General features: G+C 59.5%; 18 protein-coding genes. 16 read left to right on the top strand and 2 right to left on the bottom strand.

All coding sequences use genetic code 11. From position 1 onward, the window contains the following. The first annotated feature begins 42 nt into the window (after positions 1-42). The 9 genes from ABIB48_RS11275 to ABIB48_RS11235 all read left to right on the top strand — a co-directional run bounded on the left by ABIB48_RS11275 (position 43) and on the right by ABIB48_RS11235 (position 17258). A complete protein-coding gene (locus tag ABIB48_RS11275; RefSeq protein WP_315914555.1) occupies positions 43-3570 on the top strand; it encodes a tubulin-like doman-containing protein in 3528 nt (1175 codons plus the stop codon). A gap of 1 nt (position 3571) precedes the next feature. Then, complete coding sequence (locus ABIB48_RS11270) at positions 3572-6250, top strand: hypothetical protein (protein WP_354213019.1); 2679 nt, start codon at positions 3572-3574, stop codon at positions 6248-6250. An 86-nt stretch (positions 6251-6336) separates the two neighbouring features. Continuing rightward, a complete protein-coding gene (locus ABIB48_RS11265; protein ID WP_354213018.1) occupies positions 6337-8895 on the top strand; it encodes a SaeA-related protein in 2559 nt (852 codons plus the stop codon). Next, positions 8885-11683, top strand: a complete 2799-nt coding sequence (locus tag ABIB48_RS11260) for a GAP1-N2 domain-containing protein (RefSeq protein WP_315914552.1) — start codon at positions 8885-8887, stop codon at positions 11681-11683. The genes ABIB48_RS11265 and ABIB48_RS11260 overlap by 11 nt, the downstream gene beginning before the upstream one ends. Continuing rightward, positions 11683-12741, top strand: a complete 1059-nt coding sequence (locus ABIB48_RS11255; protein ID WP_315914551.1) for a vWA domain-containing protein — start codon at positions 11683-11685, stop codon at positions 12739-12741. Before ABIB48_RS11260 ends, ABIB48_RS11255 begins: the two co-directional genes overlap by 1 nt. 92 nt (positions 12742-12833) lie before the next feature. Next, on the top strand, positions 12834-13901 hold the full coding sequence (locus ABIB48_RS11250) for a hypothetical protein (protein WP_211315105.1): 1068 nt from the start codon (positions 12834-12836) through the stop codon (positions 13899-13901). Positions 13902-13957: 56 nt separating this feature from the next. Next, the gene (locus ABIB48_RS11245; protein ID WP_315914550.1) at positions 13958-14905 is read left to right on the top strand and encodes a hypothetical protein; all 948 of its coding nucleotides are present in this window, start codon (positions 13958-13960) and stop codon (positions 14903-14905) included. Between the two features lie 111 nt (positions 14906-15016). Further along, on the top strand, positions 15017-16147 hold the full coding sequence (locus tag ABIB48_RS11240) for a type I restriction enzyme HsdR N-terminal domain-containing protein (RefSeq protein WP_354213017.1): 1131 nt from the start codon (positions 15017-15019) through the stop codon (positions 16145-16147). A gap of 58 nt (positions 16148-16205) precedes the next feature. Then, positions 16206-17258 carry an adenosine deaminase gene (locus tag ABIB48_RS11235; protein WP_354213016.1) on the top strand — a complete coding sequence of 351 codons (1053 nt, stop codon included), beginning with the start codon at positions 16206-16208 and terminating at the stop codon, positions 17256-17258. Positions 17259-17349: 91 nt separating this feature from the next. Here ABIB48_RS11235 and ABIB48_RS11230 read toward each other — a convergent pair whose 3' ends face one another. Then, entirely contained in the window at positions 17350-18072 is a 723-nt protein-coding gene (locus ABIB48_RS11230; protein WP_354213015.1) for a LysE family translocator, read from the bottom strand. 117 nt (positions 18073-18189) lie between these two features. On the opposite strand from ABIB48_RS11230, the gene ABIB48_RS11225 reads away from it, so the two are divergent. The 5 genes from ABIB48_RS11225 (at position 18190) to ABIB48_RS11205 (ending at position 22295) form a co-directional block, all read left to right on the top strand. After that, on the top strand, positions 18190-18645 hold the full coding sequence (locus ABIB48_RS11225) for an Lrp/AsnC family transcriptional regulator (protein ID WP_110105770.1): 456 nt from the start codon (positions 18190-18192) through the stop codon (positions 18643-18645). A gap of 90 nt (positions 18646-18735) precedes the next feature. Beyond that, the gene (locus tag ABIB48_RS11220) at positions 18736-19533 is read left to right on the top strand and encodes a (Fe-S)-binding protein (RefSeq protein ID WP_315914545.1); all 798 of its coding nucleotides are present in this window, start codon (positions 18736-18738) and stop codon (positions 19531-19533) included. After that, positions 19530-21068, top strand: a complete 1539-nt coding sequence (locus ABIB48_RS11215) for a LutB/LldF family L-lactate oxidation iron-sulfur protein (protein WP_354213013.1) — start codon at positions 19530-19532, stop codon at positions 21066-21068. Before ABIB48_RS11220 ends, ABIB48_RS11215 begins: the two co-directional genes overlap by 4 nt. Then, on the top strand, positions 21065-21715 hold the full coding sequence (locus tag ABIB48_RS11210; RefSeq protein ID WP_110105772.1) for a LutC/YkgG family protein: 651 nt from the start codon (positions 21065-21067) through the stop codon (positions 21713-21715). Before ABIB48_RS11215 ends, ABIB48_RS11210 begins: the two co-directional genes overlap by 4 nt. Positions 21716-21785: 70 nt before the next feature. After that, the gene (locus ABIB48_RS11205; RefSeq protein ID WP_354213012.1) at positions 21786-22295 is read left to right on the top strand and encodes a mycothiol transferase; all 510 of its coding nucleotides are present in this window, start codon (positions 21786-21788) and stop codon (positions 22293-22295) included. Between the two features lie 101 nt (positions 22296-22396). Here ABIB48_RS11205 and ABIB48_RS11200 read toward each other — a convergent pair whose 3' ends face one another. Then, the gene (locus tag ABIB48_RS11200; protein WP_110105936.1) at positions 22397-23818 is read right to left on the bottom strand and encodes an MFS transporter; all 1422 of its coding nucleotides are present in this window, start codon (positions 23816-23818) and stop codon (positions 22397-22399) included. 115 nt (positions 23819-23933) lie between these two features. Between ABIB48_RS11200 and ABIB48_RS11195 the strand changes: the two genes are divergently transcribed. Together ABIB48_RS11195 and fdhA are read left to right on the top strand one after the other, a co-directional pair. After that, positions 23934-24410, top strand: coding sequence for a MarR family winged helix-turn-helix transcriptional regulator (locus tag ABIB48_RS11195; protein ID WP_315914541.1), 477 nt, complete (start codon positions 23934-23936; stop codon positions 24408-24410). A 178-nt stretch (positions 24411-24588) separates the two neighbouring features. After that, a complete protein-coding gene (fdhA, locus tag ABIB48_RS11190; protein WP_110105775.1) occupies positions 24589-25800 on the top strand; it encodes a formaldehyde dehydrogenase, glutathione-independent in 1212 nt (403 codons plus the stop codon). Positions 25801-25824 lie beyond the last annotated feature (24 nt).

Genomic DNA, 25824 nt, shown 5'->3' with positions numbered 1-25824 from the left:
TCAGCATTTTTTCACTCTAGTTTCAGGACAGGCAGACCAATAATGCGCAAATTCCTAGTAGTGGGTTGTGGCGGATCCGGCGGATCGACCCTGGCATTCATGATGGACCAGCTCAAGTCCGAGCTAGCAGCACACGGAGTTGATTCAATTCCTGCAGGCTGGCAATTTGTTCACGTTGATGTCCCAACAGCACCTGACACTGATATTGCCGGTATTGGGACTGTCTTCCAGCAAGGTGGAGATTATATTGGCACCGGCCCCGCCAGCGGCAGCTACTCCATTTTGGATAACGCCTTGAGCCAAACACTCAACCAGGCCTCCGCGCTTGGCGAAATTGGCACATGGGCACCGCGGGAGCCAGAACGGATCCACACACCGATCCACAGCGGTGCGGGGCAGATGCGTGCTGTTGGCCGCATGATTACGCTGAGCAAAACCAATGAGGTCCGCAGCGGTCTAGAACGCGCCTTCCAGCGACTAAATCTCGTTGAGACGAACACCGAAATGGCTTCCCTGAACGTTCCCGGAATGGGCGACTTCCATCAAGCCGATCCACCCATGGTCCTAGTGGTTTCCTCCATGGCAGGCGGTGCCGGCGCCTCCATGGCACTTGACGTTTGCAGACTCCTCTCGCTGGTTCCCGGCGTCACGCCCTCGATGATTGGTGTCTTCATGGTGGCGGCGGATGCCTTCGACGGTCTTCCGCCGGCAGCCCGTGGAGGGGTACGTGCCAATGCGTTGGCCATGTTGGGTGAGATTGTTGCCGCACAGACAACAGCCGCTGCCGGACATGACACGGCAACCTTGTCCGCATTGGGCCAGAAGAACGGTCTACAACCCGGGCTACCCTTTGCCCGTGTCTTCCCGGTGGGCCGCTTTGCTGGCGTTTCCCGGACCATGTTTGGTGATGGTAGCCAAAATACGCTGTATCGCGGCCTAGGCCGCGGCCTTGCCGCCTTGATGCTCAGCGGGAAGGCTTCAGGCGACTTCATCGCTTACGACCTCACTAATAACTCCACCGACAAGCCTGCATTGCGTGACACCTTCGGGTGGGGCGCCAGCTCGGAGAACCTGGCCTGGGGCGCCTTTGGCTTTGCCAGTTTGAGTATGGGCCGTGATCGTTACAGTGAGTATGCGGCACAGCGTCTGGCTCGTACTGCTGTTGACAGGCTCCGGCTCGGGCACATGCAGCCTGGCAGTACGGCGTCATCCATTGATCAGGTCAATGCCCTGGCGGATAGTCAGTGGAGCAACATTTGCCGCGCCATGGAACTGCCGGTTCCCAGCGGCGTCGTCATCAACCAAAACGATGTGCAAGCTTGGTTCAGCGCATCCGCATTCACCCGTGAAGACGCCGCCCGGATCTCTAACTCCATTACGGACGAGCAGATTGTGCCCTACATTCCGCAGGCGGGAGGTGTCCCGGCTAGTCAGTGGCTGGGCGGCCTGCGTCAACGACTGCACGAGCGCAAACCCGCGCTGACCAATGTGGCTGTCGAAGCCGCCTACCACTGGGGCTACGGCTACAAGGATCACCTGCTGGCCCGTTTCACCACAGTGGTGGAAGATTCAATCAGCCAGTTCGGGTTGCCCTACGCCCGGATCGTGGTGGACCGTATTGAAGCACTCATCAAGGAGCAACTCCTGGGCACGCTGGAGACCATGGCCGCTTACGGTGTGCCGCCGGTGGCAGCCATCCCGCAACAGTTTGAAACCGAGATTGCCATGATGAAGGTCATTGCAAACGGGCAGGCAGTCATTGACCGACTCGTAGACATGCTGCGCGGGCAGACATCGAATCTGCTCCAACTGCAGGTAGGCAAAACGATGTCCACCGTGTTGTCCGCCTTTGCCAGCGAGGTTGTGGGGCCCATGCGCGAGGCGCTGAGCGAATCCTTGACCATCCTGGATCAAGCCCAAGCAGCACGTCCCACCGCAGTGGGGCTCGCCAACGTTGCCACGAACCAGTACTCTGCCTGGCCCAGCGATGACAACCTTTCGGTGCCTGCCCGCTTCGATGTGGCAGATAACGAAATCCTGATCACCGAATCCAAGACGTTCTCCACACAATATGAGAATGACATTGTGGAGGCAGGTTCGGCAGGCGCCGGTCAGCGCGGCTTCAAGGAGGGCCAGTGGCTTGCTGTGGGCCAATCTATCAGGGGCCTTTGGCCTGTGGCCGGCGGAGATCTAGCCCCGGGCGGTTTGATGGAGCAGCTCACGTCCTGGCAGCCTGCAGAGTTCAACCGTGACCCCTTGACGGCCAAGCCCCTAACACCGTCTCGGGCATCGTTCCATGTGCATGTTGCTCCCGCGGAACTACTGGACCGGGCCCGTAAGTTCGTGGCTCGCAAGAACGAATCCTTCGACAAATTCTGCTCACTTTCACTGCGCGAGTACGTGAGGGGAACTGACGCGCGGCCCTCGGAAATCCCTGAGCGTCAGCGCGATGTGATCGCCAAGTTCAACGAGACTCTCAACCGTGCAGTGCCGCTGATCAGCGTGAACCGTGAAGTAGTGCAACAACTCCACACTGACGATGTGAAATACCGTTTCAAGTTCTCCTCCGTGCCCTTCGGTGAATTGGATGAGGTATCCGCCGCATTATTCTCAAAAATTGCTGAGAATGATGACATCGCGGAGGAAACAGCGGCCATCCTGGCCCAAGCCATGACAAGCGAGGACAAGGTCCAGCGGATCGATATCTTCGGCTCGTACCGCAACTACTCGCCGCTGGTCTTTGATTCGGTTCTGGCCCCCGTTGCCCAGCAATGGGCGGGAACATCATTGCCTGAACGCAAGAGCTTCTGGAGCCAGCGCCGCTCACGCCCACTGGCCGCATCCTTGCCCATGGGCGATGAAGAACGGCAGGCCCTCGTATCAGGCTGGTTCGTTGCCCAAATCACCGGCAGGCTGCGCCTGCCCGAACCGCCCTACACCTCAGCCGTGGAAGTCTGGGACGAGGAAAACAAGCGCTGGTCCCAATTCCCCAACCCGCTCCTTACACCGCCCTCACAGTTCCTGGCCAAGTCTTATGATTGGCTCCCGGCAGTTCTGGAATCGTACCTGCTAGCCGTAGCGAACACGCACCAAACCCCGGTACTCTCCTCCATGCGGCCCTACAACTTGCTGCGGAGTATCTATGACGGCAGCATAGAGGAGCCGGCGTCCGGCCTGTTTGAAATCTCGGCAGTTGACGATCTGGCCCAGTGGATCGCGCGGGGCCAGACGAAGTCGGGCATGGCCGGCCGGGTGCCGGAACTGACCGCGAACAGCACCATGGAAGAACGGTACGAGAACACTGCCAAGTGGCTCACGTCCATTCGCGACCTAGCAGGGGTTCATTTCATGGAACCCGAATATCTCGGAGCGCCCGGTGGTGGATCATTCTCGAAGATTCAGAACCGTAAGACGGCGGCATCAACGCCCCTGTTCCGTGATATTGCCCCAGATATTTTCGCAAGTCTGGGTGGTTTGCTGGAACATTTGGAAATAGCCTACAAGAGGGCATTGTCCGGGCCCGAATCCGGTCCGGATAGCATGGGCCTACCTGATTTGGGGGCGTTCTAGCATGGCAGCCTTGAATGTTCTTGTTGCCGCAAAGGGGCAGTTGGCCGGTCTGCGAGAGGTCCTCACTGACTGGTCAGGGCTTAGGCTGGTGGACGGCTTTATTTGGGTGGAACAGGACATGGTCACTCCCACCGGCATCAAAGGCATTGAAGTCATCGGTGGAAACCAGCGGGCTGTGAGCTTGCAGTCCATGGCCGCCGCAGCGGGCAACTACGACCGCATCCGGGTAGCCGTGCTGGTTAATGCCGCCGAGGGTGCCTTGCAGGTTCCGGCAGACATTGGGCAGCGGATTGCGCTGTTCCTTGAGTCATCTTTCGGCGGCAGGCCAGTGACTCGGGTCAGGGCCGTCACGGCGCGGATCCAGGATGTAGAGACGGTCCAGGAATTTGCCCAGGAGGGTTGGCACAACGTGGTGTTTGCGCCGGAAGAATCTTCCGGTGTGAACCAGGGGCACAGTCTGCTGTACTCCACCACCGATCCCTTTGACCTTGGCCGGCATGCTGCTGTGGGGTGCGCTGGAATCCTGGGGATGTGGCACGGCATGGAAGGTTCGGTGCTGGACCATGAAATGCCATTGCCAGGAAGTAATGCCCGTCTGGTGCGCTCCTTCTACCGCAATTTGGATGCCACAGCCGTAGAGCAGGAACTGCGTTCCCAGGTAACAAACGTTGGGGAGCGGCTCCCGCTACCAGCTCGAATGGGATCCTCAGCTATCTACATTGAAGATGTTGCACTGGCCTCACGGACCATGGCCGAGCAGTTGTGGACCAAACACGCGCATGTGCTCCAAGGTCCGAGGGAACAGCAGGTGGTCTCTACAGCCAAACCGATAGGCGCCTGGACGGCGCTGAAAATGATGTTTGGCTTTATTTGGGCTGCTCTGAAAAATGCGCCGCGCAACTGGGTCAACAGCATGGCTGTGCGCATCAAGTCTCAAGCCGCAGCCACCGTTCATTCGGTTGTGTTCGGTTCCGCCCCGGCCCAGTACACGGTAGTTGTTGATGGCATTGCCCCGGATGGCATGCCTGCCTCGTGGCTGGATGTCCGTGAGGCAGCCATTGGACTGGATAAAGTGCTGGAAAATGCTGGCATGCCGCGTGAACACGAGATCCATGCGGATCTGTCCTCTCTCTGGCAAGACTATGCCGCTGGCGCGTTGACGCTGGCGGATGCAGGAGAGCGGGTACCGTCACTGCCGCCTGTCCAGATCGGTACCGAGCGTGGGGTCCTGCGCAGCCCGCATTCTGCCGTTCCACGGGCTGCTGACAGCTTCTCCAATGTTCCCGCCCATCTGAATGCTTCCATGTCATTGAGTCCGGTGCCGCCATACGATGTGATGGGAATTTACAACACCGAACAGCGGCTGCAGACGGCCAGTGCAGACCCCAATCTTGGCGTTCCAGCAAGTACCGCACTGAATGCAATGCGCGGCTGGAAACAATACTTTGCCGATAGTTACGCCGTTCACGTAGGAAACCGGATAGCACAATTTCTGATCTCCACCACGAGCGAATTGCAGGTGGTCCTTCAAAGGATTCGCCAGGCCGGCGATGCTGCGGACAGCCTGGCCCCTGTTCTGCAGGCACAGAAGAAACTGGCCACCTGGATGAAGATCATCCTGGGCATTGCCGTGGTTGCAGTCATCGTTACAGTTGTTTTGCTACTCACCGCCACGATCGAGGGAGGCGTTGCTGCGGCCATTATTGGCGGCATTGTCATCCTTTGGTTGATCACGGCACTAATTGTCTTCATGCGAGGGCAACGTGAACTGTTCAGGCTGCTCAACGCCCGTAGCGTCATGCTGGAACAGGATGAGATCAACCGCCGGAACTTACGCCACATCCTTCGTGATTTGCGGCGTTTGGGGGACACTTACAGCCAGTTCTTGGCGTGGTCGCACGTAGTGGGCAATGTGTTACATGAACCCTTTGGCAAGGTGGAGGGGCAGGGTGCTGTCAAGGACGTGTACGTGCAGGGCCTGCCCTTGAACGTAAAAGTTGGCAGTGCCGCAATCCAGACCCAGTCCATCAGCATGGCTGCAGCGCAGCTCCGCCAAGGCATATTTTCCACCGGCTGGTTGAATCAGTCCTGGACCACTGCCATCAATGGTGCGCCCGCTCAATTGGGTGCGCGAGGCTTTGAGATTGCAGGCAATCCGGATGTGCTGTTCCGCCAGCATGGCGACGGCGACACTTCCCTGCTGCCTTTGTGGATTGCGGCGTTGGATGAGCAAGGGATCAACAATGCTGCCAGTCACGAAGTCTGGAACCGTGTGTTGGCTGAACTGCAAACCACGCGTTCGGACCTTGCCGAAGGAATGACTTCGGCTGTCAACGAGGTCCGTGGAGCAACGGTGGTGCAGTCCACTTTGGCAGCGTTCATGTCGGGCATGAGCCAGGCGGATGCAGCCATGCCGAGCCAGTTCGACGGCGAGGTGCTCACCGATCTGGGACGTAACTCAGGCAAGGGCCGCGTTGAACGCAGCGTCCCATTCCATGCCCGTAACGGCATGAGCCAATGGGCCGGGCTGGTTCAGTTGAGCCAAGGCATCGGTGCGCACGAATTCAAGGCCTATAGGGAAGCCCCGAGCGGTCCCAAATGGTGGGAAAGCTCTGCCGAGCAGGGTGTTCCCACACCTGAGGTTTGCAACGTCGAGGTGCCGGATGGGCCCGTCTTCTAGACCACGGCGGGACAGTACTATTTCGTCGTCGTCCTTTGACAGCGGGAGGACAGCAGCGGAAATCCACAGCAGTAAAGGTGAACGCAATGACAATTGATCAAAAGTATGAGGCGCGGCTCAGTGCATTGCGCTTATGGGCCAACGACGTTGCGGCCAGGGGGTACCTTGCCCCGTCGGAGAATGATTTGGCCGCGATTGCCATTGCCAAGGGAGTTGACGCGCCCGGCGTGGATGTGGATCTCGTGCAGGCGTGGCAGGGTGCCATCCGCACGTTGTTGAAGCAGGTGGCATTCAACATTGCCGATCCACACCGTCAGCTGGGCAGCGAATACGACCGGCCAGAAGGTGCAGCAGCTGTCCGGGCCTCCGCCCCGCCCGAAGTCACCGCACCCGGGCCTGTGCGAGCTCAGCCTTTGGAATATGTTGTGGAAGAGGTAGACGTGGAAGTTACCGAACAGTCGGTCCCCGCAGCCCAAGCGCCTGCACCGCCAACGCTCGCGGAACGATGTGAGGAACTGTTGAAGAACTGGCGCAGGGCGGCAGTGGATGAAGGACGGCCATTTGCCAACCAAATCAAGGATCGAAACTTGCGAGCCGTGGCCAACAGCAAACGTGATTTGGAAGCAGTCCAGGCGCAACTGCCTGGTTTTGCACAAGATTATGCGCAGGAAATCGTGAACCTTCTGGCCGCTGTGGCCCCGCCGGCTGAGATGTCCCACTCCGGCGCACCGCCTCTGCCGGATGCTGCGCCACACCCGCTTAGCGCTCAACCATCGATGGTGCCGCCCGCTGTCTCCACAGGAACGGCCTCTGTGCACTCTGAGGCCCCGGCCAAGGCTTCCACTTCAGCCATGGCCCAGCAAGCACAGCCCAGCGTTGCTGCGGCCGCAACTGCCAGCGCGCCGGGTCAAGCGGCTTCTGGGGTGCTGGAGGTGAGCATGTTTGCTGCCTATGACTTCATGTCAGCAGAAACAACACCGGGCGAGATCAAATTGACGCGAACCCAGGATGGGTCCCGCCGTTACGCGTGGGACCCCAACTCCGACCCTGGTGACTTTAAGATTTACCGCATTATTTCCGGCGATGGGATGGTGCCTTACAACCCAGACCAAGCTGACGTCATTGCCATCTCCACAGACGCGGCTGCCTTGGATCCTCGAGCATTCCGCACTGCTGTTCGCCATGTTCAGGTCTGGTGCAACTCCGGTCGGGACCAAACTGACGCGTTAAACTCCCAGCCCGTTCTGCACGCAATGCTGGATGTGGTGGGTGAAGTTCCTGTGGTGGACATCCGTGAAGACAGCGGCAGGATCATTGGACAATGGACGGCGCTTCCCGGAACTGAAAAAGTTCAGATCTTCCGTATTCCTGCCGCAGTGGCAGCATTTGCTGGCAGTGACCCCGCCTACCGGATCTTAGCTGGTGGGACCAACCTGGGCGGTTTTGTCGATACCGAGGCCGAGCGCGGTGTCAGCTACATCTACAAGGTGTATACGGAAGCTGCGGTCCATAACGTCAATCGGCTATCGGCACCCGCCGTGGTCCATATGAACGTATCCTCTGTCCTGTTGCCCGTTGATGATCTTGCCGCAACGGTCAAAGCCGACGACGATAATGAGACCGTCCTCGTTGACTTGAACTGGAGCATTCCGCCCGGGGGCCGCGTGGACATTTACCGTACCGCCACCCGGCCGGCTGCCGGCATTGAGCTAAAAGCCATCGAAGAAGCTACTTTGGAACAGGGTGGCCTGCGCCCTGAATTCCGGTTGGCCCACCCCATAGAGCCTTTGGATGGCACGGCCTCCATGCTCAATGTCCCCTGGCCGGTGGAATGGACCAGAACGTACTTCACACCAGTGACAGTTCTTGAGGGCCGCGCACATGTGGGCGCCAGCACGGTGAGCACCCGGCCCACCAGAATCCGCAATGCCAAGGTTGTGGAACGTGTGGACAGTCAGATCCTGACGTTTGAATGGCCAGACGGTGCCGATGCTGTGATGGTTTACAGCGGGGCTCCCGGTCAAGGTGCTGAAGCTGCGTTGACCGGCCAGCCGCAAGAGATTTCCCATTCGGGATATAACCAGCGCGGCGGCCTCTACTTCTCTACTCTGCTGCCGGCGGTAGGCTGCGACCTGCACTTGGTTCCCGTCAGCTATGAAGCCGGGTCGAGGGTCAGCGGTACTGTCACCACCATCAACTACCCCTGGCTGCTGCGTGTTTCTTATAACGTGGCGCAGCGAAAGAACCGATTCACAGGCAAGATCACCGGGTTGACGGTGGCGGTGCAATCCCGCATGCCGAACGCACAGTTGCCGGGATTCGTACTCGTCTATCATCCTGAGCGGCTGCCTCTGACTGCGGCGGATGGGCTGCACCTGAATATGATGCGTGACATGGACGGAGCTGCTCCGGCGGCCCGTGTGTTCCAACCCGAAAACAGGGCGCCATCAGACCCTGCCGATGTTTGGAAGACTGACCAGGCAACGTGGGATGCCGAAGTTCGCCCGGGGACAGGATATGTTCGGCTATTCCCGGCAGTGGCGCTGGAGGGGCTTAAGATGATGGCCGTACTGGATCCTGGCGTCAACGAGCTCTCATTGTTGTCCCGGGGCAATTCAGCGTGGGGGCTGCTCGGTGGACGCTGAGACTTCGTTGCCGCGATGGGGTCAGCTTAGCTATGCCTCCTTCGATCTGGGCCATGGGACACGGGGAGGGTGGCAGTTGAAGGAGCGTAGCGGTGGCCTACTCGATCAGGAATTTGCTGCCCTGCAGTCCAGGATAGTAACCCAATTCGACCCAGTGGTAGCGCCCAATGATTTCCCTGGGAGTGCAGAGATTGCAGCCATGCCCAGGCGTTTTACCCATGTTCGCGACGAATCCGGCCAAGGCCGCTACTGGCACGCCGTCATGGCCGGTGCGGATACGTCCGGACGGCCGGGAAACGTTTTCAGCCATGTCCTGGTGGACAGAAACCCCGAAAATGCCAGCCCAGGAATCCGGCCCATCCAATGGTGGAATTCGCCCGAGTTACTGCGGCCATACGGTGCTGAGCAGGTCAATGGCGCAAAACTCCCCGTGTTTTCGGCAGGAGCTTTCGCCCCTGGGCTGGGGGCCTCTAGCGTCTTGGACTTCCTCTTCGCCCAAAATGTGTGGCGGGCCGGAGTGCTTGCCGTTCTCCTTGATGCTGTGAGTGGGGCAATGCGTGGGGGACCCGGCGTCGTACTGGTTGCAGACTCGACGAACAACGCCGCCTTGTGGACGGCCGCAGTGAGCTTCCTGTGTTCTCCCCACTTTGCCCGGCAGCTTAACTTTTCACTCTTTGAACGTGCGGCTTCGCTGGAGACAGTCTTTGCCCGTGGTGTCCATCTTGCTTGTGTACCGCGTGAAGATGCGCCGTTGTTGGGTGAGCTCTCAGGCATTGTGATTCTTGATGAGGCGGAAACCCCAAATATGGGGGACGTGGGAGGTCACCCGCACACCACGGCGGCCGGATCCACCATTTCTGCAACATATTGGGGAACATTGGCTCAAGACGCTGTTGCCTCGCGTGAAACAACACAGGAAGTCATGGCGGAATTGGACCACGTCAGTGCGCGGTTGGGAGAGACCGGGGCCGACCCCAGCTGGCCACTGGCATTGACGGCTGTGCGGCAACCGCATATTTTTGCGGATGCGGCTGCCGAGGCTGTTGTTGTGTTGAAGATGTCCTCGCCGCCCTCCCTGCGCAATGACGGCGAACTTTTGGCTCAGACACTGGCGGCCATCAGCGCATCCGGCAGTGTTCATGCGCAGGATGCGTGGAATGAGCTCTTTAGGGGTGAGACATCCGAGCTGGTCCGAGAAACACTGGTGCAGACTTATCTTGAACGGGCCTTAAACGATGTTGACTGGCTGGAACTCCCCGGCAGTGTGCCGTTGCCGGAGGACTACCGGGTGGAGGTTAACACTGCGAGCCTGAAGGCTCTGGCCCGGTCAACCATCCTTGGGCTTCGCACCAGGCTGGCCGAACAGAGCAGCCGTCAATCCGTGTTGACGGCTCCGGGTGTGCTGGACTTTGTTGCTTCATGCCAGCTGATTGATTTATCAGCAAGGGCTGACACTGAACTTGCTGATGCCACGGAAGAGATCATTGAACGGGTGATCGGTGCTGTCATTGACTTTGATGATGAGGCACAAGCATTAGCCGAGATGAACGGCCCTTTGCGCAGTGGCGATGTGGCCCGGAGGTTCTTGGACGGTGTGGCACGCACAGGACGATTTGAACAATCCCTGCCTGGGAACCGGATGCCTGCAGTGTTTCGGGATTGGTTATTCCCCGGTGTGCCCCAGGCTGTGGTCCCGCAAGAGCTGAGCCGCAATGGCATGAAGCTCGATCCCATGATTGTTGAGGTGGCGCTGTGGCGTTGCGTCAACGGGCAGGGGGCCGTTGATAGGGCGCGAGTCGTTGCGGCCGTAGGGCTGATGGAAACCTTTTCCGGAACGCAAGAACCAGAGCTATTGCCGCAGCTTCTCTTTAACCAGGCCACTGCGTGGAATGGTGAAGAGCTGTGGCTCGTTGAAAAACGGTGCCCCAAGGAACTGCCCGGAGAATTGTTTTACAGCGTTCTGTTGGAAGAGCCGTGGTCCCAAGGCCTTGCGGAACTGTGCAAGCTAGTGAGTATGCGGGGGGTTCAAGACATCACGCCGTTGGAAGCTGAATTGGCCAACCTGCGCCGGGCCAGCGAAGACCAGGCTCCGGGAGTGGCCGGTCTGGCCCACTCCTGGGTGCAAGGCAGTCCTGATGTGGTTTATGAGAAGGCCGTGATGTTCGTGCGGACACTGGACAACGCTCTGACAGGCTTGGGCCGGATGCTGGGGCCAGGAAGCGTTAGCGCACTTCTGGTGGTTGCAACGGTCATAGTTCTGGGTTCGGACAAGCCATTTGGGCCGTGGCCGCACGCCCTGAAACAACAACTGAGAAGTCTCGGGAGGATGGCGGATCCCGGAATTGCCAACGCGCTTGGCAGGTGTGTGGAAACGAGCTGTCTCAGTATTGCCGACGCCGAGCATCTGGGCAGGATCGCCTTGTACATTCAGCCCGGCTTTCCAGTGGGCGCTGGCCTGGAGGGGCGCTACCTGGGCGGTATCCGGGTGCCTCTGAATGGAAGCTACGTTCCTGTTCTGGAAGTTCCGCTGCGCAAGGTCCTGGCGACCATGCCACTGTACGATCTTGATGGCGCCGCTGCCGCAACCCTGGAAGTCATCCGCGAGGGATTGCCGGAAACGGAATCGGATCGCCAACGGGAGAAGGCGTTCCAGAAACGCGAAAAGATGTTCTCCGTTTGGTGGCATCAGTTGTGTACCGAATCTGGAAGGATGGCGGCAGAACAGGACCGCCCAGCCTTCCGTGAGTCTATTAAGTCCATCAAATCGGCGTTGTGGAAGGATCGATAATGCCCACTTACATGTTGGAGGGCGCAGCTGAGGTAAAGCTCAATGTGCGCCCCCTGAGGTTCATCCTTCGCCTTGAAGGCCCCGGCGTCCAAGGCTGGTTGGAGATCTCCCAAGACTCCCGGGCCGTACAGAACGTGATGCGTCCACCCAGTGCGGAAAGTATGGTGATCCTGCCGCAAGTGGCTGGTGCCACCATGGTCTCGCTACTGCCGGTTGGGATGGAACGGTTCCCGGCCCCCACAATCGCCCACCTGTCCATTGTTGTGGAAGACAAGGTGACCGCGGATCCACAACGGGTTGTGTTGGCCCCCGTTGACGTTTCCGGGCTGGATCGCAAGGACCTGATCTTTATTTCTCCTGGCGAAGGGGCCTTGAGCGTTCGGGCAGCACACAATCAGGCAGACGCTGATTTAGGCGCGCTTGGCAACGCAGCGCGAGTGGCCACGAGGGAAATTCTGGGACTGCAATGGGTGGAGCCAGCCCTGTCCGTGAACATGGTGGTTGCTGTGGATGGCTCAGGATCCACCGTGGATCTGGTTCAAGAAGGGACTATCGCTACCGTGGCTCAGGTGATTGCCGGGATTTCCCAAGTTGTATCAAACGGCCGGGACGTCAACGCGGCAATTGTTGACGAGTCGTTCCACCTGCTGCCACCTGCTGACCTGGCGCAACTGCCAGCGCTTATCAACGAACACTTCAAGAACCGGATTCCATCCAGCGGTTTCCGTTCAACGAGCCGCCTTGATAGTCACTACGGGCTCCCCGCACAGCAGCTGGTGTATCTGCTCACTGATGGGCTGCCTGCGGATGCCGAAGAGCTGCCACGGTATGGGTCCGGGGAGGAAATCCGCCACATAGTGGCAGTTGGTGATCCGGCAGCGTGGCAGCTTTTGGGCGGCTCGCATGCTCCCAACACACTCATAGAAGCGCCTATCCAAGGCGAATCGGTCAGTGACAGGCTGCTGCGGGACCCCCGTGCACTATCTGCAGTGGTCGCATCACTACTGCAGGCATGTTTCCCTGCAGGCTCGGATTTGTCAGGGAAGGTGAACCGATGAGCACTAAATGTCCTAGTTGTTTTCAGGAGATTACGGATCAGCAGGCGTTCTGGGTCTGTACTACAGGGCTATGCCCCACAGAGACTGACGAAGTGGCTAGCGGATTCATGGGTTTCGAAGTCAAAAATGGTCCCAAAATATATCAGCCACCACCCGCTGATGCCGGTAAAAACTGGCGCCCGGCAGATACCGCCGCGTGCGGTGGCTGCAACGAACCGGCACAGGATGCATGCCCGCGCTGTCACTACGTGCTGCCTATTGATTGGCGTGTGGGGCGGGCTACGTGCATTGCCATGAGTGGCGCCCGGGCAACCGGGAAGTCACTTTATTTGGCTGTTTTGGTCAAAGAACTGAAGTACTTGATGAGCCTGCTCAATTGCTCGGTTGACTTTGCAGACAACCGTTCACGGGAGAAGTACACGGAAATTTATGAGAAGCCACTCTTCAAGGAGCGCGGCCTCATGAACCCCACCCCCAGCAATCTGCAGGCGGATTCGTACACCCGCGACCCGGTGATTTTGAGCCTTGGCATGGTCAATGGGGTGCGCCGTTTCCTCTCCATTCGCGACGTTGCGGGTGAGGACATGGAGAACCCTCCAGAAAACCTGCGTCCGCTCTCTTTCCTGGCTAATGCCGATGCTTTGTTCTTCATGTTTGATCCGCTGGCCGTCCCCGATATTCGGCTCAAATTGCAGGACCTCATCCCCGCGCAGCTCCTTCTCGGAGGGGACCCGCAGATGGTCTTGGGAAATCTGCTGCGCATGCTGGGTTCCGCAACACCACATTTGGCGGTGATCCTGTCCAAGTTTGATGCGCTCCAGGAAATGCGCAATGTGGATGATGTTGCATGGCAGTCAATCATGTCCAACTCAGGGGCTGCTTTTCTGCGAGACCCAAGTCTGCAAAGTGCTGCCTACAACCAGCAGGATGGGGACCTTCTGCACGAGGAAGTGCGCAGCCTGTTGCACAAACTTGAGGCCAAGAACCTTGTTATGAGTTTGGAGAATCCAAATAACGGACGGCCGTTGAACTACCGCTTCTTCGCGGTCTCAGCCCTCGGCGAATCACCCAATGGGAAATCCGTGCACGCCCGGGGGATAGCCCCGTTTAGGTGCCTGGACCCGGCGAAATGGGTTCTGAGCGCTACGGGTGTCCTCTAGAAGTTCGCCCGGCTAGGCCAGCGGATACGGGCAACATTATCAAAGGTGGAACGGTCATGGATCTGAACATTTGGTTGAATTTCCTCATGCAGTCCGCCATGATTGCTGCCCTGGCCAGTCTGGTTTTTGGCGGACTGGCCGGGTATGCGCTGGCTTCTCTGGGCAGTATCCCGGTGTGGGTAGGAATCCTTGTTGGCGCCTTGATACCCGTGCTCGGTTTGCTGATCTTGGCCATTGTGGCTTTGGCCAGTCACAAAAAGATGGCGCCCCTTCCCGGGGAACTGTGGTGGATTCGCTCCCGTGCAGGAAGAGTTTTCTTGACAGCACTGGGTATCCTGGCGGCAGTGTTGCTGTTGTCCATGTTTCTGGGCTGGTTCAAGATGCGAATTGCGGGGATACCCGCGCTGAGCATTGGCGCCTGGGGCACAGTCATTGGGGCCGTCTTGGTGATTTCCCTCGTGGTTGTTGTGGGTGCGGCTGCGCTCGGGGTAAGGCGTCCCACACGTACGGGGGCCGTGCTGATGGGCTGGTTTGGCTGCTGGTGGATGTTCCTCTCCGTCGTGGCCATTGCACTCCAAGCCCCGGCTGTCTCCCTTGCCAGTTCGGTGGGTGCGCTCAAATATACGGTGGGGGACGTGACGAAGTTGCTGAACCTGGAAAATGTGGCGGGGGAGGTGCGACTTCCCGACGGCGTTGACCCGGCATGGTTGGGCTTGGACAGTTCCACTGTGGACCTGTCCACGGTTGATCTGGGCCAAGCCATCCCCGATCTCTCCTTCAGCGTGGGGCCCGGGTGGTGGTTGGCCCTCACCTTCGGTTTTGGTGCCGTGGTGTGGTCCTTTGCCATGATCAACAGGGCGTCCGAGAGGACCCGAGCGTGTGCGGCACCAGCAGCGCATCTTATTAAAATTGACCCCGTTCAATCCCAGGGTTTTGGAGCGCCGGGGCCATATACCAACATGCCGCAGCCTTACAACGGCCAAAGGAATTATTGGGAACAGTAAACGGGCACCCTGGCCCGGATGCTGCAGCACTATCCAAGGAAGCGCCCAACGGGGCCGGGCAGTGGATAAAAAACAGCAACTTCAATGCACAGACGCAAGGAGTACGGACGTATGGAGAAAATTTCATTGGATGCCAAGGGCCAAAACCGGCTCAATATCTTAATCAGGTGGGCTGCTGAGCTAACCCGCGCCGGGCGTCAAGTGCCAGATTATGCAGACTTGGAACTTATTGCCCACACCAAAGTTGTCGCAGTAGACGGTGCCGGGGCTCACATTGTTCAGGCCTGGGAGCCCACCATCAGTTGGATGCTCAAACAGGCAGCCTTTGGCGTAGGTGACCCCTACCTGCATCTGCCGGAAGAGCTTCTCGTCCCGGCAGGAAGCGAACCGGAGGTGGCCGCCATCGTCCAGGTGGAGGTGACAGTAGAAGCAGTACAGATAGAAGAGGTGCAGGTGGAAGTATCGCTTGCCCCCTCTCTTGACTCCGTTCCTGTCCCGGTCCCGGCAGAGGCGCAGGCGGCAGAGCCCAAAGCGGTGCCAGTATCCCGCACCCCCAAATGGGAACTTGCGGCGATTGAACAAGTGCACGAGGCCATTAAGCGCTACGTCAAGCCGCTTGAGGCGCTCAAGGCCCGGGATGCCAACGAGGGAGATACCCGCATGGTAGTGACGGACATGCTGTGTGAGGGGCTGGACTATGACAAGTTCAAGGACCTCACCACCGAATACATGGTCAAACAGGACTTTGCCGACTACGGTGTGCGGATCGACAAGCAGATGGTGGCCTTCATCGAGGTCAAACGGATCAGCCAGAAACTCAACGAACGCCACCTGCGCCAAGTACTCATGTACGCGGTCAATGAAGGTGTGGAGTGGATGGTGCTGACCAACGGTGCCGTGTGGCAGACCTACCACCTCACCGGCGGGTTGCCCGTGGTGGTTGATCTTGTGTTTGAGGTTGATCTTTTGGGGCCGGCACCGCTGGCTGAGAAAACAGAATTGATGTTCCTATTGCACAAGGAAGCCCTGAAGCGCCGGCGTATTGATGAGATGTGGCGGCACAGGGCAGCCACCGAACCTGGCGCGCTGTTGGAGTTGATCCTATCCGAGGCCATGCTGGATGAGTTGCGCAAGGAAGTACGCCGCAGAACGGGCATCGCCACCACGGCAGAAGCTCTCAGCGAAGTGATTCGCACTGAAATTGTGGATCCAAAACTGCTGGCAAAGCTGTTTAAGGCCTAGTCACGAGGCGGCCTAGTCACACCGCGGCTCAATGGCCGCTCCCACGTAGACTGGCACCATGACTGACGCCTCTGCTGAACGCGATGACTCTGTTAACCACGTTGACGCGGGGGCCCTGACGGCCCTGCCCAAGGCTGAGCTGCACCTGCACATTGAGGGCACGCTGGAACCGGAATTGATCCTGGAACTGGCCGCCCGCAATGGCATCGCGTTGCCGTTCCCCACGCTTGAGCTGCTGCATGAGCAGTACCAGTTCACCGATCTGCAATCCTTCTTGGATCTGTACTACGCCAATATGGCAGTGCTGGTAACGGCGGATGATTTTACCGATATGACCCGCGCGTATTTGCGCCGGGCCAAAGAGTGCGGGGTACGCCACGCGGAAATCATGTTTGACCCGCAGGCCCATGTGGCGCGGGGCGTGGAATTGGCCACGGCGGTCAACGGCATAGCGGCTGCGCTCGCTACCAGCGTGGCTGACTTTGGAATCTCCACCGAACTCATTGCTGCTTTCCTGCGTGATGAATCCGAAGGCTCAGCGCTGGAGGTGTTGGAAGAACTGCTGGCCATGAAGGCGCCGATCATCGGCATTGGGCTGGACTCCGCAGAGGTGGGCAATCCGCCGTCGAAGTTCATCCGGTTGTACAAGCGGGCAGCCGAGGCAGGGTTGCGGCTCGTGGCCCACGCGGGGGAAGAAGGCCCTCCCAGCTACGTTGAGGACGCCTTGAACTTGCTGGGTGTGGAACGCATTGACCACGGCATCAGGGCTGTTGAGGACAGGATCCTGGTCAAGCGGCTGGTTCGGGAGCAAACCCCCATGACAGTTTGTCCGCTCTCGAATGTGCGCCTGCGGGCGGTGGACACCTTGGCTGCGCACCCCCTGCCGCAAATGATTTCAGCAGGGCTCAATGTCTGCGTCAATTCCGATGACCCCGCCTATTTTGGCGGCTATGTGAGCGCCAACTTCGAAGCACTGGCTGCCGAGTTCGGTTGGGATGTGGCAACCGTGGAGCTTCTGGCGGGCAACTCCATCCGTTCCTCCTTCGCATCGGTTGCACGCAAGGCCGAGTTGCTGGCCGAACTCGCGGCCTGGCGGGCAGCTCAGGGCTAGTTGCTGGCCTGAGGCGCTTAGTGTCCGTAGGCGCGGGCTGGCCAGCTGGTCCAAGGCGCCTGAGGCGCTTAGTGTCCGTAGGCGCGGGAGCCTAGCCTCCGGCCAGCAGTTGGCTGGCCGCCTGTGCCACGGGGGCAATTTGCTCCACCAACAGCACCCCTCCCAGCCCGCACATGATGATGCCGCTGGTGAGGGTCACACCGCGGGCTGCACCCGGGCGTGAACGCAGCAGTTTACGGGCGCCGGCTGCCACGAAGGTGTAAATGATTGCGGTCATCAGAACAAAGGAAAGCCCCAGAATGGCGGACTGCAGTGGCACCGAAAATGCGGCGTCGGCCCTGATGAACTGAGGCGTAAGGGCCACAAATAGCAGCATTCCCTTCGGGTTGATGCTGCTGGTGCCAAAGCCCTGCAGGAACGCCCCCCACTCAGATCCGGGACGGTTGCGAAGAGCGTCAGCTGCTGGCAAGGAGTTTCCGGCGGCCATATCCACGGGCAGTTCGCCGTTGGGTCCCACGGTGAGGAATCCGGCACCACGCCATGACTTGGTGGTCATGAACCCGAGCCACAAAAGGTAGATTGCCCCCGCTATGGTCAGCCAGAGCAACAAGCTGGGCATGGCAGTCATCAAGGCCGCAATTCCCGCCGCCAACAAGATGGTGTGCAGCACATAGCCGGAGGATAGCCCCGCAACGGCGGGAACAAAGCTGCGCTTGCCCAAGCCTGCCGCAATGGCGAACGCCCAATCCGGGCCCGGGGTGCATGTCAGAGTGACGGCGACTATAAGGAAGCCTGTGAGTGCCTGCGGATCCATGCTGCTCCTGCTGCGTGCTGTGGTGATGCTGATGGGTACCGCAATCTTAGGGAAATTTATGCCATAAGTGTTTACCTTTTTCGCCCACAATAGTGGTTATGGCGATAAGATATATCTGTGATTGATGCTATAGACAAAGAAATTTTGCGCACGCTCCAAGCTGATGGCCGTAAGAGCGCTACCGCACTCGCCGCTGAGGTGGGGTTGACGGTTGCGCCGTGCCATCGCCGGTTAAAGGACTTGGAGGCGTCGGGTGTCATTAGCGGCTACCGGGCCATCATTGATCCGGCCGCCGTTGGGCTGGGCTTTGAAGCGTTGGTCTTTGTCACGCTGGCCCGCGTGGACCGCCCCACCATCGAAGACTTCGAAGCCATGGTTGTGGCCAATTTGCACATCACCTCGGCCCAACGCCTTTTCGGAGACCCTGACTACATTCTCAAGGTCATGGCGAAGGACCTCAGCGATTACCAGCAGTGCTTTGACAATGAACTGACCATGCTCCCCGGCGTGCAGCGTGTGAGCTCAACGTTGGTCATGAAAAACCTCAAGCCGGGTGCGGGACTGCCGCTGTAGTCTTGCGCCACGGACCAGCGTTAGAGGCCGTGACAAAAGTTAGGGTGTGGTCAGTCCACATTGAATGTGTTTTGGCCTACAGTGGAGAACATGAAAATTGCGCTCTTCGCCACTTGCATCGTCGACGCCATGTATCCGCGCACAGCACAGGCCACTGTGCTCATTTTGGAACGGCTAGGGCATGAGGTGGTGTTCCCGGCGGGGCAGGCCTGCTGTGGGCAGATGCACGTCAATTCCGGCTACTTCAAGGAAGCCCACGCCGTGGTGGCGAACCATGTTCAGGCCTTTGACACGCAGGATTACGACGTCGCCGTGGCGCCTTCTGGTTCCTGTGTTGCCAGTGTGAAGCACCAGCATGAGCTGGTGGCCCGCCGTTGTGGGGACCCCGCATTGGAGGCCCGGGCCGCGGTGGTGGGTGCAAAAACGTATGAGCTGTCCCAGCTACTAACAGATGTCCTGGGCATAACCAACGCCGCTGAACAACTGGGCTCGTACTTCCCCCACAAGGTCACCTACCATCCAAGCTGTCACGGCATGCGCCTACTGCACTTGGAAGACCGCCAATTGAACCTGCTGGCCAGCGTGGGCGGCATTGAAATGGTGGAACTGCCGCAAGCGGATCAGTGCTGTGGCTTTGGCGGCACCTTCTCCATGAAAAACGCCGATGTCTCCGCCGCCATGAACGCGGATAAGGCGGCCAATATTTGTGGCACCGGCGCCGAACTGTGTTCCGGCGGCGACGCCAGCTGCCTCATGCACATTGGCGGCGGACTGTCTCGCCAAGGCAGTGACGTGGGCACCCTCCACTTCGCCGAGATCCTGGCCAGCACACTTCAAAACCCCATCACCGTCACCGGCGAGGTCACATTGGCAGGGAGCAAGCGATGAGCGGCAACACTTTTCTGGGCATGCCTACACTTCCGGTTTTTGGACACGGTAACCTCAACGCGACCGAGCCGTTTCCGCAGGCCGCGCACCGCGAACTGGGCAATGAGCAGCTGCGTGCCAACCTGAGCCACGCCACCCACACCATCCGGGACAAGCGGCTGAAAGTTGTTGCCGAGCTGCCCGACTGGGAAGACATGCGAGATGCTGGCAGCGCCATCAAGAACGCCACCATGGCGAACCTGCCGGCCCTGCTGGAACAATTCGAGACGAACTTCACCGCACGCGGCGGGATCATCCACTGGGCCCGCGACGCCAACGAAGCCAACCAGATTGTCACCGCGCTTATCCGTGAAACCGGCGAAACCGAGGTGGTCAAGGTCAAGTCCATGGCCACCCAGGAGATTGGCCTCAATGAATACCTCGAAGAGCAGGGCATTGCCGCCTACGAGACCGACCTTGCGGAGCTGATAGTCCAGCTCGATCATGACAAGCCCAGCCACATTCTGGTCCCGGCCATCCACAAGAACCGCAGCCAGGTTCGGGAGATCTTCCTGCGCGAGATGCCTGTTGTGGACCCGAACCTGACTGATGAACCAGCGCGTTTGGCCGAAGCTGCCCGCACGCATCTTCGTAAGAAATTCCTCTCTGCGAAAGTGGCCATTTCTGGTGCCAACTTCGGTTTGGCGGACACGGGCACCCTGACAGTGGTGGAGTCCGAAGGTAACGGCCGCATGTGCCTTACCCTGCCGGAAACCCTCATCACCGTCATGGGCATTGAAAAGCTGCTGCCCCGCTGGGAAGACCTGGAAGTGTTCATGCAGTTGCTGCCGCGTTCCTCCACAGGGGAGAGGATGAACCCTTACACCTCGTTGTGGACCGGAGTCACCCCCGGCGACGGCCCCCAAAACGTGCACCTGGTGATGCTGGATAACGGCCGTACCGCAGCACTTGCCGACGAGTTCGGCCGGACCGCGCTGAACTGCATCCGCTGCTCGGCGTGCATGAACGTTTGCCCCGTCTACGAACGCACCGGCGGACACGCCTACGGTTCCACTTACCCAGGACCCATTGGCGCCATCCTCTCCCCGCTGATGACCGGCATCAAGAGCGAAGAAAATAACTCTCTGCCCTACGCCTCCTCCTTATGCGGGGCCTGCTTTGACGCCTGCCCGGTGAAGATCAACATCCCCGAAATCCTTGTCCACCTGCGCGGCGAGGACGTTGACTCCCAACGTGCAAAGCTCAAGGTCCCCAGCCAGATGGACCTCATGATGAAGGGCGCCGAGTGGGCGTTTTCCTCAGGTGCGCACCTGAATCTGCTGGAAAAAGGGCTGCCTCTGGGCAAGTTTGCCGCCGGCCGCGACAAGGTCATCAAGAAGCTTCCCGGACTGGCTGGTGGGTGGACGCAAAGCAGGGATATCCCCGCACCGCCGAGCCAGTCATTTCGCCAATGGTGGGCCAAGGAACACAAGCCAGGTGCCGCCGCGATACCCGGAAACAGCAGCGCTGGAACCACAGAAGGGGAGCAGGCATGAGCGCCCGCGAAGAGATCATGACCAGGATCAAATCGGCGCTGCGCGATGCACCCGAGACTCCCGTGGTGCCACGCGAGTACCGCCGCGCCTCGAACATGAGCGCGGAGCAGCGGCTCGAGCAACTCGTGGAGCGGCTCATCGACTACAAGGCGAACGTGTTCCTCACGCCCGCCGCTGAGGCCCCGGCGCGCCTGGCGGAACTGCTGGCCGGATCGGCCTCGATTGTGGTGCCGCACGGCCTGCCCCAGGCGTGGCTTTCCCGGCTCAAAGACGTTGCTGTGAAGAACGACGCCGGGGCGCTGGCTATCCATGTTGACTCACCCGAGCATCGCCTCACCACCGCCGAGTTGGATGCCGTGGACGCCGTGGTAACTGCTTCCGCTGTGGCAGTTTCAGAGACCGGGACCATCATGCTTGACGGCAGTGAGGATCAGGGCCGGCGCATCATCTCACTGGTTCCGGACCGGCACATATGTCTCCTGACGGTGGTCCAAATTGTGGAGGTGCTGCCCGAGGCCATTGCGCGCCTGGAAGCCACCCGCCCGCAGACGTGGATCAGCGGGCCTAGTGCCACGAGTGATATTGAGCTTGAACGGGTTGAGGGTGTCCACGGTCCGCGCACGCTGGATGTCATCATCCTGACATAAGCCAGGACGCTCCGCGGCTCCGGCGTACTTCCCCTCGACAGTGCCCGGCGGTGGTGGGAGCATGGCCCCTATGGAAACTTCGCAGCTCTTAGAAGATGCTTTTGGTCGGATTGACACCATTGTCTCTGCGGTTCTGGACGGGCTGAGCCCGGAGCGGGCGAATTGGCGGCCCGGCGGTACAGGCAATTCCATCGCATGGCTTGTATGGCATCTAAGCCGGGCACAGGACGAGCAGATTGCCAACGTTTCGGGCCTGGAATCAGTGTGGAGCAGGGGCGGCTATGCCGAGAGTTTCGGCTTTGCGCTTGACCCTGCCGATCACGGCTATGGGCACACGTCGGCGCAGGTGGATGCGGTGCGTGTACAGTCTTTGGCTCTCCTGCAGGAGTACCACCACAACGTCCTAGCTCAGAGCCTGGATTACGTCCGGGAACTGTCCAATTTTGAGCTGGATCAGGTGGTGGACACAAGGTGGAACCCACCCGTCACGCTGGCGGTGCGCCTCGTCAGCATTGTCGATGACTGCGTACAGCACGGTGGGCAGGCGGCCTACGTCAAGGGCCTGCCCACCACGCTCTGACGCGGATCTGCGCAGGATCAGCGCCGGAGAAAAACACAAAAGCGCAGCTTCCCCCGGCGTGTGTGGCTGCCAAGGGAAGCTGCGCTGTCAAAGCCGCTACGTTAGGCGACGGGCACGCCCGACTTGGCGGCCGGCGTCGTGCCATGAGCTGGTGCATGGGAGGGCGCCGCACCTCCTGTGGGGATGCAGGCGGCGAGCACGGCCGAGGCCACAGCAGCGCCGATGGCCAGCAGGAATGTCACGCGGAACGCATCCATGGTGGGCAATGAGTACGGGCCAAGCTGCATGCTCATGGAGGCCAGCACCACTGTGATGACGGCGGCTGAACTGGACGTTCCGATGGCACGCATCAACGAGTTGAGGCCATTTGCTGCGGCTGTCTCGGTAATGGGCACGGCGCCCATGATGAGGGCGGGCATGGCGGCGAAGGCAAGGCCCAGGCCGGCGCTGATCACCATGGAAGCGACGATGATTTCCCATACGGCGCCGTTGAGGAACAGGGCGACGACATATCCGGCTGCGATAACGAGGGCACCCAATGTCAGGGTCACCTTCGGACCGCGGCGTGCGGAGAGCTTCGCCGAGACGGGGGAGAGCAGCATCATGACAATGCCGCCCGGTGCCAGCGCCAGGCCTGCCTGGATCATGGTCAGTTCAAGCCCATAACCGGTTGCGGCCGGGGCCATCAGGAGCTGGATGAAAATCAGCGACATGCCGTACATGGCGAAGCCGATCATGATGGAGGAGAGGTTTGTCAGCAGTACTCGCGGACGCGCCGAAACCCGCAGGTCAACGAGTGCGTTGGTGGTGCGAAGCTGGTAGAAGCCCCAGACGAGCAAGACGACCACTGACGCGACAAACATGCCGATGGTTAGGGGGCTGTCCCAGCCCCATTCACTGCCCTTGGTGACAGGTACAAGCAGTGCAACCAGACCTACCGCCAGTCCGGCAGCGCCCCAGCCATCAAAACGGCCGGGTGTGAAAACGGGGGATTCGGGCAGAACAAAGGCTATGAGCAAGGTGCAGGCAAGGCCCAGCCCCGCCGCAACCCAGAAGAGTATGTGCCAGTTGGCGGTTTGGGCAATCAAGGCGGACAACGGGATACCGATGGCCCCGCCCACACCCATGGTGGCGCTCATGGTGGCGATGGCAGGCCCCACCTTTGCCGGCGGCAGCTCGTCACGCATGATGCTGATACCCAACGGGATGGCTCCCATGGCCAGTCCCTGAAGTGTGCGTCCCACTACGATGATCGAGAGCGAATCACTTAGAGCACACAGCACTGAGCCAACCACCATGGCTAGCAAGCTCAGGATCAGGATTCGGCGCTTGCCGAACATGTCACCTAGACGTCCGCTGATGGGCGTCACTACAGCGCCGGCCACCAGCGTTGCTGTGATGGCCCAGGAGGCATCAGTGGCGGAGGCGTTGAGGAACTTAGGCAGCTCGGGAATCAGCGGAATGATCAACGTTTGCATGAGCGAGACAACAATGCCGCAAAACGCCAACGTTGCAACAATCATGGCCGGTGAAGGTGTGCGGGTGGAACTTTTGTTTTTACTACTGAACACTGGGCTCCCGATAAAATCAATCTTGTGTATGATGCAATAAGTATGCATCATACACAAGATTATTGAGATGAGGATTGTGCTACACGAAGAAAAGGTGCTGGAACAGCTCGAATATGAGCTGATGTTGCTGGCTCGGCATGCTCTGCGCCCGTATCACCGGCACGAGGAAGTCCTCGACCGCTCGGCCATGGTCCTCCTGAGTTGGCTGGAAAATGTTACCCCCATGACGCTCAAGGAGCTGGCCGCGGCGCTCCGGTTGGATGCCTCCACTGTGCACCGTCAGGTGGCGGCACTGCTGCGCACTGAATTGCTCGCCTATGCCCCAAATACAAGCGGCGAGGTAGCCCGCCGTGTGACGCCCACACCAGCCGGGATTGCTGCCATGAAGGCGACGCGCACTATCCATGCCCAAGGTATTGAGCGGGTTATGGAGGAGTGGCCGGTGGCGCGCCGGGCACAGTTTCTGGCCGGACTCCAGGAGTTTAACAGCGATGTTGAGCGGCTGGAAGGTAGCCCCTGGCCGCGCGGCGCCGTCACATCGTGATTTTCCTTACATATTTACTTTTTCCGGCCTAGGCTGGGCTTTACTCCACCGTCCCTGCTCTCGCCACGTAAGTAGTTGTGTGCGTGGCAGTTGCCTGTAGCGGCCGTTGGGGATGTGTCTCGTTGCACTAGAGGGCGTCAAGTGCCGCCTTCTGAACTAACAGATAGGAAGCATATCCATGTCAGGAAACAAAGCAGTTGCCTACAAGGGACCTGGAGTGGTTGAGGTCATTGACATTGACTACCCCACATTTGAGCTCAAGGACGGGCCGGGCGTCAACCCGGCAAATGTGGGACGCAAGGTTCCCCACGGCGTCATTTTGCGCACAGTTGCCACTAACATTTGTGGCTCGGATCAGCACATGGTCAGGGGACGCACCACAGCTCCTGCTGATCTGGTCCTGGGCCACGAAATCACCGGCGAGGTCGTTGAAGTGGGCCCCGACGTCGAATTTATCAAGGTTGGCGACATCTGCTCCGTCCCCTTCAACATTGCCTGTGGCCGGTGCCGGAACTGTAAGGAGCGCAAGACCGGCATCTGTCTGAACGTCAACCCTGACCGCCCGGGCAGTGCCTACGGTTATGTGGACATGGGCGGCTGGGTAGGCGGGCAGGCCGAGTACGTGCTGGTCCCTTACGCCGACTGGAACCTTTTGAAGTTCCCGGACCGGGATCAAGCACTTGAGAAGATGCTGGATCTGACCATGCTCTCCGACATTTTTCCGACAGGGTTCCACGGTGCGGTAACGGCCGGGGTAGGGGTTGGTTCCACGGTCTACATTGCCGGTGCCGGACCCGTGGGCCTTGCCGCAGCCACCTCAGCACATTTGCTGGGTGCCGCCGTGGTCATTGTTGGAGACATGAATGCGGAGAGGTTGGCGCAGGCGCGCACATTTGGTTGCGAGACCATTGACCTATCCAATGGCGATCCAGGGTCTCAAATTGAGCAACTGCTGGGTGTTCCAGAGGTTGACTGTGCTGTAGATGCTGTTGGCTTCGAGGCGAAGGGTCACGGTCATGGGGCGGGGGAGGCTCCGGCCACCGTGCTGAACTCGCTCATGGACATCACCGCGGCAGGTGGTTCCTTGGGCATTCCGGGACTCTACGTGACAGGCGATCCCGGCGGCATCGATGCGGCAGCGCAGAAGGGCGCGTTGAGTCTGAGTTTGGGCACAGGCTGGGCCAAGTCGCTAGCCTTCACTACGGGGCAGTGCCCTGTGATGAAGTACAACCGCGGCCTCATGATGGCGATCTTGCATGACAAGGTCTCCATTGCCAAGAACGTCAACGCCCAGGCGATCTCGCTCACCGATGCGCCGCGCGGCTATGCCGAGTTCGACGCCGGTGCGGCCACCAAGTACGTCCTGAACCCTAACGGGTACCTGGACTAAGTCAGGCGGTGACCGCTGGCCCGG

Origin of the sequence: Arthrobacter sp. UYCu511 (genome assembly GCF_040547105.1) — a bacterium.
In the GTDB taxonomy this organism is placed as follows: Bacteria; Actinomycetota; Actinomycetes; order Actinomycetales; family Micrococcaceae; genus Specibacter; species Specibacter psychrochitiniphilus.
The sequence above is the reverse complement of the archived record's forward strand: the minus strand, read 5'-3'. Positions and strand labels throughout refer to the sequence as shown.

What these genes read in the sequence shown, in the direction of transcription:
- ABIB48_RS11235 (WP_354213016.1), top strand. Translation starts at nt 16,206, where the DNA reads ATGACTGACGCCTCTGCTGAACGCGATGACTCTGTTAACCACGTTGAC.
- ABIB48_RS11245 (WP_315914550.1), top strand. Translation starts at nt 13,958, where the DNA reads ATGGATCTGAACATTTGGTTGAATTTCCTCATGCAGTCCGCCATGATT.
- ABIB48_RS11205 (WP_354213012.1), top strand. Translation starts at nt 21,786, where the DNA reads ATGGAAACTTCGCAGCTCTTAGAAGATGCTTTTGGTCGGATTGACACC.
- ABIB48_RS11275 (WP_315914555.1), top strand. Translation starts at nt 43, where the DNA reads ATGCGCAAATTCCTAGTAGTGGGTTGTGGCGGATCCGGCGGATCGACC.
- ABIB48_RS11220 (WP_315914545.1), top strand. Translation starts at nt 18,736, where the DNA reads ATGAAAATTGCGCTCTTCGCCACTTGCATCGTCGACGCCATGTATCCG.
- ABIB48_RS11240 (WP_354213017.1), top strand. Translation starts at nt 15,017, where the DNA reads ATGGAGAAAATTTCATTGGATGCCAAGGGCCAAAACCGGCTCAATATC.
- ABIB48_RS11215 (WP_354213013.1), top strand. Translation starts at nt 19,530, where the DNA reads ATGAGCGGCAACACTTTTCTGGGCATGCCTACACTTCCGGTTTTTGGA.
- ABIB48_RS11255 (WP_315914551.1), top strand. Translation starts at nt 11,683, where the DNA reads ATGCCCACTTACATGTTGGAGGGCGCAGCTGAGGTAAAGCTCAATGTG.
- fdhA (WP_110105775.1), top strand. Translation starts at nt 24,589, where the DNA reads ATGTCAGGAAACAAAGCAGTTGCCTACAAGGGACCTGGAGTGGTTGAG.
- ABIB48_RS11210 (WP_110105772.1), top strand. Translation starts at nt 21,065, where the DNA reads ATGAGCGCCCGCGAAGAGATCATGACCAGGATCAAATCGGCGCTGCGC.
- ABIB48_RS11265 (WP_354213018.1), top strand. Translation starts at nt 6,337, where the DNA reads ATGACAATTGATCAAAAGTATGAGGCGCGGCTCAGTGCATTGCGCTTA.
- ABIB48_RS11200 (WP_110105936.1), bottom strand. Translation starts at nt 23,818, where the DNA reads ATGATTGTTGCAACGTTGGCGTTTTGCGGCATTGTTGTCTCGCTCATG.
- ABIB48_RS11230 (WP_354213015.1), bottom strand. Translation starts at nt 18,072, where the DNA reads ATGGATCCGCAGGCACTCACAGGCTTCCTTATAGTCGCCGTCACTCTG.
- ABIB48_RS11270 (WP_354213019.1), top strand. Translation starts at nt 3,572, where the DNA reads ATGGCAGCCTTGAATGTTCTTGTTGCCGCAAAGGGGCAGTTGGCCGGT.
- ABIB48_RS11195 (WP_315914541.1), top strand. Translation starts at nt 23,934, where the DNA reads ATGAGGATTGTGCTACACGAAGAAAAGGTGCTGGAACAGCTCGAATAT.